Source organism: Phaeobacter sp. CAU 1743, from assembly GCF_039839315.1.
Classification (GTDB): Bacteria; Pseudomonadota; Alphaproteobacteria; order Rhodobacterales; family Rhodobacteraceae; genus Phycobacter; species Phycobacter gallaeciensis_A.
Window position 1 is genome coordinate 54690 of record NZ_JBDOQR010000022.1, and the last position, 10498, is coordinate 65187.

Annotated in this window: 13 protein-coding genes and 1 pseudogene; all 14 read right to left on the reverse strand. The window is 61.7% G+C overall.

The window, feature by feature from the left end; translation table 11 throughout:
- Positions 1–8: 8 nt before the first annotated feature.
- On the reverse strand, positions 9–2111 hold the full coding sequence (locus AAFO90_RS10720; RefSeq protein ID WP_347509403.1) for a phage major capsid protein: 2103 nt from the start codon (positions 2109–2111) through the stop codon (positions 9–11).
- Positions 2038–3639 (reverse strand): phage portal protein, encoded by a 1602-nt coding sequence (locus AAFO90_RS10725; protein WP_347509404.1) that lies wholly within the window; start codon positions 3637–3639, stop codon positions 2038–2040. Before AAFO90_RS10725 ends, AAFO90_RS10720 begins: the two co-directional genes overlap by 74 nt.
- Positions 3636–4217 (reverse strand): hypothetical protein, encoded by a 582-nt coding sequence (locus tag AAFO90_RS10730; protein WP_347509405.1) that lies wholly within the window; start codon positions 4215–4217, stop codon positions 3636–3638. Before AAFO90_RS10730 ends, AAFO90_RS10725 begins: the two co-directional genes overlap by 4 nt.
- Positions 4180–6135: a phage terminase large subunit family protein gene (locus tag AAFO90_RS10735; RefSeq protein WP_347509406.1), complete on the reverse strand. Its 1956-nt coding sequence runs from the start codon at positions 6133–6135 to the stop codon at positions 4180–4182. The genes AAFO90_RS10730 and AAFO90_RS10735 overlap by 38 nt, the downstream gene beginning before the upstream one ends.
- Positions 6132–6692, reverse strand: a complete 561-nt coding sequence (locus tag AAFO90_RS10740; RefSeq protein WP_347509407.1) for a terminase small subunit — start codon at positions 6690–6692, stop codon at positions 6132–6134. The genes AAFO90_RS10735 and AAFO90_RS10740 overlap by 4 nt, the downstream gene beginning before the upstream one ends.
- A gap of 172 nt (positions 6693–6864) precedes the next feature.
- The gene (locus tag AAFO90_RS10745) at positions 6865–7248 is read right to left on the reverse strand and encodes a bacteriophage spanin2 family protein (protein ID WP_347509408.1); all 384 of its coding nucleotides are present in this window, start codon (positions 7246–7248) and stop codon (positions 6865–6867) included.
- On the reverse strand, positions 7248–7979 hold the full coding sequence (locus AAFO90_RS10750; RefSeq protein WP_347509409.1) for a lysozyme: 732 nt from the start codon (positions 7977–7979) through the stop codon (positions 7248–7250). Before AAFO90_RS10750 ends, AAFO90_RS10745 begins: the two co-directional genes overlap by 1 nt.
- A gap of 42 nt (positions 7980–8021) precedes the next feature.
- Positions 8022–8258 carry a hypothetical protein gene (locus AAFO90_RS10755; RefSeq protein ID WP_347509410.1) on the reverse strand — a complete coding sequence of 79 codons (237 nt, stop codon included), beginning with the start codon at positions 8256–8258 and terminating at the stop codon, positions 8022–8024.
- Positions 8259–8297: 39 nt separating this feature from the next.
- Positions 8298–8528, reverse strand: coding sequence for a hypothetical protein (locus AAFO90_RS10760; RefSeq protein ID WP_347509411.1), 231 nt, complete (start codon positions 8526–8528; stop codon positions 8298–8300).
- Positions 8529–8537: 9 nt separating this feature from the next.
- On the reverse strand, positions 8538–8762 hold the full coding sequence (locus AAFO90_RS10765; RefSeq protein ID WP_347509412.1) for a hypothetical protein: 225 nt from the start codon (positions 8760–8762) through the stop codon (positions 8538–8540).
- Between the two features lie 224 nt (positions 8763–8986).
- Positions 8987–9547, reverse strand: coding sequence for a hypothetical protein (locus tag AAFO90_RS10770; RefSeq protein ID WP_347509413.1), 561 nt, complete (start codon positions 9545–9547; stop codon positions 8987–8989).
- Positions 9548–9550: 3 nt separating this feature from the next.
- A complete protein-coding gene (locus tag AAFO90_RS10775) occupies positions 9551–9964 on the reverse strand; it encodes a DUF1064 domain-containing protein (RefSeq protein WP_347509414.1) in 414 nt (137 codons plus the stop codon).
- Entirely contained in the window at positions 9961–10389 is a 429-nt protein-coding gene (locus AAFO90_RS10780) for a hypothetical protein (RefSeq protein WP_347509415.1), read from the reverse strand. Before AAFO90_RS10780 ends, AAFO90_RS10775 begins: the two co-directional genes overlap by 4 nt.
- Positions 10390–10405: 16 nt before the next feature.
- Positions 10406–10498, reverse strand: a pseudogene (locus AAFO90_RS10785) (IS5/IS1182 family transposase); the annotation flags it as partial.

Sequence of the window (10498 nt, forward strand, 5' to 3'; positions counted from 1 at the left end):
GTTGCGGCTTAGGTGGCGTCGGTGCCGTAGCAGAGGCCCGCCGGGTGGCGATGCACAAAGTCGACGTCCTGCATGGCAACAATGCGCAGGCGGCCACGGCGGCTGTGCGTCTTGTCGTCGATGTTGAGATCCAGACCGCCCCACATACCGACGATGACGTTGCTGAAATCACCGTGGAAGACATCGCCGTCGGCGATCTGGTTTGTCACTTCGCCGCGATATCCGTTGACGGTGTTGTCGCTCTCCCAGATCGGCGCGCCATTGGTGCCGCTGAATTTCTGGGTGGATTTGAAGTGACCGCGCATCTTGGCATTCTGCACATAGGCCATGCTATTCACATCGGCATTGGCAGCAGAGATATCGCTTTCCATCTGGATCACCTCGGCCCAGGTCGGCATTGCCGATCCACCGCCCGACGCTGCACCGCCAAAGTCAACGACATTGACGCCATTAGCATTTGCGATCCCCAACGGTTCATCATTGGTGCCAGACCCATAGAAGCCTGCCAGATCAATAGTGGTAGCGAGCGCCTGCGCCAGATCGCTCCGAACCAGCGCCTCCATGTCAATGCTGGCCTGCTGCCGCATCCGGCGCGTCAGCTCTGAATACGCCGCTACCGTCTTCGGCGACAGTTGACGCTGACCAAGGGAAAGCAGATCCTCTGTGGCCTCGGCATCCTCGGTAAGCCAATACCCGGTCGCGCCGCTTTCCTGCGTCGGAATATCCGGGTTGCCCACAAGCCCCATCATAGGGGTTGCGAGCCGCAGCATCGTTGTGCGGTTGCGAAGCATCTGAATAAAGCTCTGCGCAAGCAACGGGTTTGCAATGGCGTTTCCGCCGGTATCCGCTGCGGTTGCGCCACCGGAACCGGTGTTGAGCGGGGCACGCATCAGCACGTCCATCGGAACCATGATGCCATGAGCATCACGCCCCTGCGCCTCGGCAGCGGCGTCTGAAACCTCGAACTCGAACGCTGCGGCCTCCTGCGCGCTGCGGTCAGATGGGTTCGCCAGCGCGCGAATGGCGCGCATAAACGAAAACTGTTCTGTTTCGCTATCGGTCAGGCCAATGCCGGAACGCTCGGAAATCTGGCGGTTTTCATTGCTGCGCTGGTGCAGGTGATCAAGCAGACGCTCGCGCATGTCGGACACACCATGGCGCCCGGCGATCATTTCGTTTGCCAGGTCAGCGGCACCGTATTCGCGGCCCAGCTCGGTCAGCTCGCGCACGCGGGTCGCTTCCTGCTCCTGGACACGCCGCAGCATTGCCGCCTCGTCCGCTCCGGCGCGTTCCAGCACCTCAATCACTTCAATGATCTGGTCGTTTTCATCGACCTTGGCCCGGACAAGATTGCCCTCGGCGTCGCGGGTGTTGATGATTTTCATCGTTGATTCCCTTTGTCCTGTATCCTTGGGCTCGGCCTGCGCGCCCGCATTCTCTTCGCCAGTTTGGCCGCGTTCCGCGCCGTCTGCCTCTGGCGGATTTTCCATCGCCCGCCCCACGCCGACCGTTGGGTCAGCAGGCACCGGCACGATTGAAATCTCGAACGGCTCCCAGCGCGTGACGGTGATCAGGTTCGGTTGCCCTTCGCGGTCCTCTTCCTCGATCTTGACCACCCGATAGCCAACAGAGACATGCCGCCGGATGTCTTCGACAATGTCCCGAAAGATCTCGCTGGCGCGGGCGCTGTTGCCGAACCGGACAACCGCCCGGCCGACGCCATCGCCGTCAATGCGGGCGCTCTCCACGACGCCGACCTGATCGCTCCAATCGTGGCCGACCAGCACGGCGCCCCCGTCAAGCAACCGGTCGAGGACAACCGCGTCGGCCTCGTGCGAAAGGACCTCGTCGCCAAACCACCGGCGCACCGGCGTCGTGCTGGAAAATGCCAGCTCGACCGTGCGTGCCTCTTCGTCGACAGAGCGAACCTCCCGAATGCTACGCAGATTTTCACGCTGCGGCTGATCGTTGCGATGTGTTTGGGCAGCGTTGATCTGCTCTGCGGTGACGGCCCGGGTCAGGGACCGCCCGACGATATCACTCGCTTTTGTCGGGGTTTGGTTCGGCGTCTGGGTCGGTTTCTCCGGCGCCTCCTTCGGCTGGCTGTCCATTGCCCTGCCCTCCTTTTGATTTTGCTGTGATCAAGGCCTCGATCACGTTTTCGGGGATCTTCGCCTCGCGCATCGCTGCAATATCGGCGGCGATCTCGGCATAGACTTCGCGCGGATCGCGGCCACGTTCGCGGATCACTTGCCCCCGCGACTTGAACAGGTTGTCGACGGCATCCGTGTCGGCCTTCACGTCCTTTGCCGGGTCGATCCACTGCCACCGGCGCGCCTGGAAGGTGACGGCCATGAACTTCGACCGCTTGCTCGCGGGCAGCGGCGATCCGTTGTCGAGGGTGATTTTCTGTTTAAGCAGCGAGTATTCGAGCCACCGCTCATAGATCGGCAAGGCAAAGGCCTCGATCAGGCTCTCCTGCAACTCGATCCACTGGTCGCGCTCGCTCAAGACGCCGTGCCGGATGCTCGACAGGTTGACGCCCTCAAGGTCATTGGCGAGGTCGTTGTAGGCAACGCCCAGACCGGTCGCGACACCGCGCAGCATGTGCTTCGAAAACACCGCCATTTCGCCGTTTGGGTATCCGGTTTCGACCCGCTTTAGGCGCGCACCGGCAGGAAGCTGGTGGTAAACCCCGCTTTCGCTTTCCAGCTCGATATCGTCAAAGGCTTCGTCTTCGTCGTCCTCGTCGAGTGCCGGGCCCATGCCTTCGTCCCACTCGATTACGCCAACCTTGTTCGCGCCCTCGCGGGCGTTGTTCAGCGCGCTTTTCTCGAACTCGCCAAGCTGGCGCATTCTCAAGAGCGCGGTCGCCATCCACGGCAGGCCGCGCTTTTGCCCGACGAAATCCTCTTCAAACCAGTGAATGATTTCATCCGCCGGAACCCGGATGAACGCCCGGCCGGAATAGTGATAGTCCGCCTGCGACTGGTCGAGGGTTGTGAAGTAATAGGCCACCGGTCGGCCCATCTTCGTATATTCGATCCCTGCCCGGATGAACTTGCCACCAGGGCGGCGGTCCTCATCGAAATCAACCGGGCACAACACCGGGTCGAGGACCTGCAAGGCAAAGCCCCACGGCCCCGCATCCCGCCCGAACACCATGCGCACCATAAATTCGCCATCGGTGCAAAGCCCGTTGACCAAGGTTTTCTGGATCTGCCGGAAGGTGCGCCGCCCTTTGACGTCGCAATTCATCGCCTTGCACCATGCCCGCCAGGCACGTTCGATTGCCTTGTTTGCTCCGGCGTCCAGCTTGTCACCCTCGGTGGCCTGCGCCTGCAACGTGAACCCCTTCTGCCCGATCAGGTTCCGCCGCGCGCTGGCCTTGAATGCCTTCGCATAGTCGTTGTTCGCCGACTGCTCGCGCGAACGCGCCACCAGAACCCGCCAGTTGCGGCGAATGATCTGATCCGCGGGCATGGGTGAATTTGTCCAACCGCTCGTCATGCGGTCGGTTTCAGCAGCCGCATACATGCGCTGACCAGAACGTCGGCGTGGCGTGATCAGCATGGGCGGCGCGCGGCGCTCTGGCGCAGGCGCAGCGGGCGCGGATCGGGAAAAAAATCTACGGATCATGTCAGACGCACCTTGATCGGCCGACCAAAGGCCCGCCCCTTGCGCCGCGCCTTTTGTGCGGACAATTCTGCCCGGTATCGGTCGCGCAGCTTGATCAGATCACTAAGCGGGGTTCGTTGCAGGGACCGGTTATTGATCGTGTAACTTTGCTGGTCGAGGCTGGCGCGCCCCTCGATCACGGACTCGATGGCATCCAGAACCTTTCGGACATGGTCGCGCCCGTCGAAATCCGCGCCCGCCGCAGCAAGATCCGGCGCGATCATCACCTCGCCGCTCTCCACCGAATGCACGTCCGCGCCGTCGCTGGCGCGGATCACATAGGAATACCGACCAGGCGCCCAAGCTGCGGTGACCGTCGCCGATGCCTCGAAAAGGTGGTCCAAGCCATCGGAAGTGCTGACCAGATCAATCGCGCCCTTGCCGCGCAGGAATAGGGAAAGCTCCCATTCCGGCGCGGGGAAAAGCGGCAGCTCGACCACCGCCCGGAACGTCAAACCTGCCCCGATTTCAGTTGGAATTGCGCCCACGTCCTCGCCCTGCTCAATGCCTGCGACGGCGGCGGCGCTTCTTCTTCGCACCCCAGCCGGTCTTTTTCGAAGCTTGGCTCTTTTGGGGTTCTGTTTCCTCTGGCGGATTTCCTTCGACCGCCTCCGCATCGGGCGAGATCTCGACGGCTTCGGCCTCGATTTCCTGCCCCTGCTCTTCCAGCGACGCGACCAGGCGCTTGATGTTGGGCCGCAGGATGCGCAACGCCGCATAGGCATAGACGCGACAGTCAAAGGCTTCGTTGCGCGGGCGTACATTGTGCCATTCCCGAACCGCGAACCCCTTCACGTACCGGGTCCGCAGCGCCTCGGCGGTGAACATGTCGAACCACGCCGGGTCTCGCTTATGTGGGAAATGGCAATAGCCCGGACCCGGATCACTGCGCCGCGCCCGCTGGGCGACCACGACTTTCGCCTCATCGACGCCGATGGAATGCAGGTAGACCGGGCGCACGCCCCGCTGTTTTACCTTCGACGGCTGCGTGACGATGGGACGGCCCCAGCCGCCGACGCCCTTGATCGCCCAGACCTTGCGACCAAGGCGCTTGCGGGCGTAATCATAGGCCGCTTGCGTGCGCCCGCCCTCGCCGCCGGTATCGAGACAGGCGGCAGAGATCCGCAGCTCGGCGCCGCTTTCGTGCTCCCACGTCTCCGAAAGCAGCTCGTCAAGTTCGTCCCAGACGTCCTGTTGCAGTGGATCGCCCCACAACACCCGGTAATCGACCGACCAGGATTCCTCTCCAAGCCCCCAGCCGACGACTTCGACCTCGAGCCGGTCGTTTTGCATATCGACCCCGGCTGTCAGAACACCTGCCCCCATCGGCACCGGCGCTGCGAATTTCTCTGCCCGCTCCATCAGCACCGACGCCTCGAGCTTGTCGCCTTCCTCTTCCCATGTCTCAGCGAGCGAAACGTTCACAAAGGTTTGCAGATCCCCCGCAGCCTTTTTGTCGAGGAAGGATTGCACGATGTCCTCGAGCCTGCGGAAACAGGAATAGAGCTCCGACAGATGATAGGATGCATGGCCGCGAAATGGCTTGCTGGCGATCCAGCCGCCGCCGTCGCGTTCGGCATTGCGGATCGCGGCCACACGCTCGCCATCGCTCCAAACGGTCCCGCAGCCCTCACCGGCGCAGAGATAGCCGGCTGTTTCCGCCAGGTGCAGCCCGTCGGCGTCTTTGTCCCATGTGACCTGTGACCAGTTCAGCCGTTGCATGTGCCCGCAATGCGGACAGAGCACGTAAAAATAACGCTGATCACCTGCCTCAAACGACTTTTCGATCCAGCTACCGCCCTTGATCGTTGGCGTGCTGATTTCCAGCAGGAGGCGCTGATCGCCAAAGGTCGCCGCCCGCTGCCATAGCAGGCCGACCGGGTGGCCTTCGTTCGTCCGGTCGTAACCGTCGGTTTCGTCGCAAACGATGAACGGCGCCGACCGGCCGCGCATGGTCTTCGGAGAACCCGACCAACTGAACATGAGAAACCCGCCCGGGTAACTTTTCATGCGCTGGTTATTCACGCCCTGCCGCCCGCGTGGCTTGGCGATCAGCTCGGCAAGGTCTTCGTTCTCTTCAACAAGCGGGTTGAATTTCGTCTCGAGCCATGTGGTCAGATCGCCTTGGCTCGGCTGCATCATCATTTGCGAAACAGGATTGAACCCGATGCGATAGGCCTGCGCCGCAAGCGCGGTCTGCGTCTTGCCGACCTGCGCGCCCCACATAAGCGAGATCCGGTTGCACCGCGGATCTGCGGTCATGTCGATCACTTCGCGCTGATAAGGCGCGTTGTCGAACCGCATCTTGCCGGGAACGGCATTGCCGATGGGGATCTTGATATTTTCCTCGGCCCATTCCGACGGCTTGAGGTTCGGCGGCGGGCGCAGAAACGCACGGGCGCGCCGGGCGCTGCGGACAACGGCCCGCGCATTGGAGAAGTCAGCCCGGGCGTTCACGCACTGTCGGCCCCCCCTTCGGCCTCTTCCTCGTCGTCGTCTTCGTCGAGATCCGCCTCGGTGATCAGATCAGTGTCGGCCAGCGCCTCGAGCACCTGGTCGACCTCGTCCAGCACAACCGCCTTGATCTGCGTCTCGTCGCTCTCACCGATCAGGCGCCGCGCGGCCCGGCTCGGCAGAACATTGCGGATACCGGCGCGCACCTCGCCAAATGCTTTCGCGAGGGCGCGGTCGAACTGCTCGACCGGCACCAGCTCGGCCTTGGCCCGGGCGAGATCCAGCTCGGCTTGTTCGGTTTCCGCTGCCAGCTTGCGCAGTACAAGCTGGTCTTTGGTCGCCATTTCGGGATGGCTCGCCTGCGCCCGGATATCATCATCGCGCCAGCTTCGAACCTCGGCGGTATTGAATTTCCAAGCCCGGCCGCGCCCGCCGCGCTGCACCACGGGACAGCCGCGCCGAACCCACTCATCTACCGTCGGCAGCGACACGCCGTTGATATTGGCAAGATCGGCCCGGTTTACTTCCTGACCTTTGCTTTTGTTTTTCTTGTCAGCCACTTGCGCCCCCTGGAAACAATTTTCGAACCCTGCCCCGCAATGCGGTCGTTTTTACTTTTCAAAATCGCTTTGTCGTTTTTTGTCAGAGGCTTGCGCGATCTATATAATAAACAACCCCCTCGCCCGGCCCCACGCACAAGTAAATTTTGGCGCATCACACTACCCACAGGCCTTACCCCCCGGGGAAGGACCCGCGAAAAGGTCTGGCGATCATGCTGAACAGCGCCGCGCCCATCTGCTGCGGTGTCGGCAGCAGCCAGCCGACAAGGGCCACCAAGAGCAGCCATGCGGGCGGATCTTCGCGCACGATAACTGTCTCGACGCTCTCGCTCCTGACCCGCGTATCGCCTGCGCTCTGCTCTATGCTGCGCGCCTGCGTGCCCTCTATCCTCTGGTCGCTGAACGTGGCCTGCCCGACGGTCTGGGCATTGGTGCGGCCAGCCTGGACGTTTGCCGCCACGTTCGGCCCCCCGCCAAGCGCCCCGCCCACGATCCCTGCCACCTTGGCGCAGGACGCCAAAGCCGCACAGATCAGCAGGAGGGGCAGCCACCGCATCAGGCGTCACCCGCCAAGGCTTCGAGACACATGGTGCGTTCTGACAGGCGCCGGTTCGTCAGGCCGCGTATCACCCGCCCGCCGCCCCGGTTCCAGCGAGGCAACTCATGGCAAGCCCCTACCAAGTCGCCTGCATTTGCCTTGCGCACGAGCGTTGACCGGCAAGCCGCCCCCGTGCCCACGTTGTAGGACCACGACACCAGCGCGATTTTCATGCCGACCGGAACGTCTGCGGTAAGACACTGGTCAAGCGCATACTCATAAGACACGATTGCCAAGGCCAACATGTCATCGCATTCCGCTTGCGTGTATCTATCGCCCGGCTGCACCCCTTTGGTTTCGCCGTAACAGACCGTCCACACGCCAACCACGTCCTGATAAGCCGTGGTGCGCAAACCCTCCCATTGCCCCACGAAAGCGACGGCAGATGCCAAAGCAACGCCACCGGCGCCAATAATGCCGACACTGCGCCGTGACACCGCACCGGACGTATCCCGCCGGAACTCGCTCAACACATCAGATAGCCCAGCCTGCGCGATCAGCCGCGCGGGGATTGCAAGAGCGTTGATCACGGCCGCCACAGCAGCAAAGACCAGCGGGTCGACGCCAAGAAGCCCGGGCGACACCAGCGAAAGGAAGACCGGCACCGCAGACACGACGCAGGCGATCACGATCAGGCGCACCGACCAGGCGCCCTTAGCGGTCTGTTTCCAATTTTGAATGAGCTGCATGGGAATAATCTCCTATCGCCCCAGATCGGGGCATTGCCCCTGTTATCTGCGGTTAAGGATGTCGCGGATCTCGCGCACGTCCGTTCTGACTTGTGCGAGATCTTCCCTATCTTCGGCGCGCTGCCGGTCGCGGTCTTCAAGCGACTTTTGCAGGATTTCGATTTGCTTCTGATTGGTAAAAATCCGCCGCACCAGCCAAACACCGCCCGATGCCGCGCCGGTGATACCGGTCACCAATAGCCCGGTTGATGCCTGTTCAATGCGTTCGATAAGCGTCATGCGCGCGACCCTCTGCCCTTTTCTGGCAAGGTCGCGCGTTTAGGTTGTGATTTCCTCTGGCGGTTTTTCCTGCGAGCCCCAGCTTGTAGCTGGACGAACAGGGGCCAAGCTTGAGGAAACGATTTTACCCTCTGCGTCTAGGATCATCTCTGCCGACATTTCCCGCGTTCCGAGATCAATCCCGACGATCATCTCGCTCTTTCCCATTGCCGCCGTTATCACGAACCGAACCGGATCGCGCAGCGGCGCCTGAATTTCTCTCCGCACCATGGTCACCCCCTACGCATCGTCAAAGTGTTCGAAGACAACGCGGGCGAGGTACATCCCGGCAAAGGCGACCCAGAACAGCGGCCACAGCAAGCAGATCCAGAAGTCGAGGGTCGCGTCTCCTGTGTAACTATCGCCGAAGGTGCTAGGATTTCTTTCCCCAAGGATGGTAATAGCCATGCCCGTGAAGAACGCGCCAAAGAACCAGAGGACGAACAGGCTGGAATAAAACAACATACCAGCCCCCTATTTCTTCGCGGTTTCGGCGCCAGTGATTTGCCGCAGAATTAGTATCATAGCCACGAGAACCCAGGTGATCGGCCAGAACGCAATCATCATAAGGCACACCCCTGGCGCATCCGATCTAATCTGGTCCCTCTCATATCCGACGGCAAACAGGGCTGCTGTAGCAATGGCGCCGAACAGCCAAACCCCAAGTAAAATCCACATTTTTCGTCTCCCTATCCAAGCTTATCGCGCCAATATTCCGCCTGATCCAGCAGGCCTTGCGCGGTCTTAATCTCGATTCCCATTTCCTGCGCGATCTCTGAAATAGACGCGCCTGCATCCCACTGGCGGAGCGCGTGATCAGCCATGTACGCCTTGCGCAGCCCGTGACAGCTCGGCAGCTCGAGGATGCAATGGGCGTGGCTCTTGCTCAGCAGGAGCGCAGCCTCGACGCCGATCATGGCGGCGATCCGGTGGTCCTCTTTCATGTCGCCCGGAACATAGAGCTGGCGGCGCCATCTACGCCCGCCGGTCTGGCGCGTTCCCTCGACCAGGCGCACGGCGTTTCTGCGGCCGATCACCTCGGCAATCTCCTGCACGCTTTCGGGCAGCGGTACGTTCTTCCCGCGCTCGGCGGCGAACTCTGCCAGCGGATAGCGCACGACGGCAGGCAAGTCGGGTTGAAACAGCGTTGGCACCGATGGCGACGGCTGACGCTGCCCAGCGCGTTGCGCCTGGTCGAGAAGCTTCCGCAGGTTCGCGTTCTCGTGTTTCAGGTCCTCGACGATCCCCATGGGTTACCCCTTGGCCTTGGTGATATGGATCTCGATTCCCTGCGCAGCGAGGATCGCCTTTTTCAGGTTGAAGACTTCGGTTTCGTGCCCCTTACGGTCCTCGATCACGGTAATGCCCAGCGCGTTATCGACGTAAACGAAATCCGCCTTGTAAACCCGCTGTTGTTTCCCGCTGTCTGTCATGATCGGCCCATCCCGCCCGATCAGCCCGATAGCGACCTGACGGCGCAGGCCGCAGATCTTGCCTGCCGATTGCAACAGCTTCAATTCCTCCCAGCGCTGGGCCTCTGTCTTGCTGTCGTGGGTGATGCCGTCTGCCGTGGTGGTCCTTTCTGTGCCGCGCACCCGGCGGCGGTCCTCTTTGGTGGCTGTGAAGTGCTGGTCCCGATACTGCTCAACCGTCATGCGTTCTGTCATGCTGTAACCCCTCTGCGTTTCTTGGCTTCGTCTTTCATCTTGGCGGCAAGCTCCTGCTCGAAGAACTCCGCAAGGGTAATTGTCTCGATCCATCCGCTGTGCTTGCCGGTGGCCGTGCCACGGGTGCGGGGTGCGAGGCCAAGATTGCGGCGGCGGGTGGCGACGCACGATCTGTGCCCGTATCCGAAATACTCACCCATTTCCGCGCAGGACACGCCCGCGTTCCACATGCGCGCGAACAGGTCGGCGTCACTCATGCACCGGCGCACCTTGTCACGGCTGGGAAGGCCCAGCGTCTTCGCCTTGGCGCTAAGGGCCTGACGTGACACGCCCAGCGCCTCGGCGATCCGGGCCGTGGTGATATCGTGCCGCGCCCACAGGGGGGCCAGCGCTTCGCGGGTGATGTTTCTCAGAGTCTGATTCAAAACTTTTCGAGTGAATTCATTGTCTTGCGAGCATCCGCGTGACGCGGCGGATGTGTGCGATTGTGACCCAAGCTGCCGCGCTGGCGATGGATTTTTCCCAATCCTTCGA

Bases quoted from the DNA above. Each gene is read 5' to 3' on its own strand.
- AAFO90_RS10720 (WP_347509403.1), bottom strand. From the start codon at position 2,111: ATGGACAGCCAGCCGAAGGAGGCGCCGGAGAAACCGACCCAGACGCCG.
- AAFO90_RS10725 (WP_347509404.1), bottom strand. From the start codon at position 3,639: ATGATCCGTAGATTTTTTTCCCGATCCGCGCCCGCTGCGCCTGCGCCA.
- AAFO90_RS10745 (WP_347509408.1), bottom strand. From the start codon at position 7,248: ATGCGGTGGCTGCCCCTCCTGCTGATCTGTGCGGCTTTGGCGTCCTGC.
- AAFO90_RS10750 (WP_347509409.1), bottom strand. From the start codon at position 7,979: ATGCAGCTCATTCAAAATTGGAAACAGACCGCTAAGGGCGCCTGGTCG.
- AAFO90_RS10755 (WP_347509410.1), bottom strand. From the start codon at position 8,258: ATGACGCTTATCGAACGCATTGAACAGGCATCAACCGGGCTATTGGTG.
- AAFO90_RS10760 (WP_347509411.1), bottom strand. From the start codon at position 8,528: ATGGTGCGGAGAGAAATTCAGGCGCCGCTGCGCGATCCGGTTCGGTTC.
- AAFO90_RS10765 (WP_347509412.1), bottom strand. From the start codon at position 8,762: ATGTTGTTTTATTCCAGCCTGTTCGTCCTCTGGTTCTTTGGCGCGTTC.
- AAFO90_RS10770 (WP_347509413.1), bottom strand. From the start codon at position 9,547: ATGGGGATCGTCGAGGACCTGAAACACGAGAACGCGAACCTGCGGAAG.
- AAFO90_RS10775 (WP_347509414.1), bottom strand. From the start codon at position 9,964: ATGACAGAACGCATGACGGTTGAGCAGTATCGGGACCAGCACTTCACA.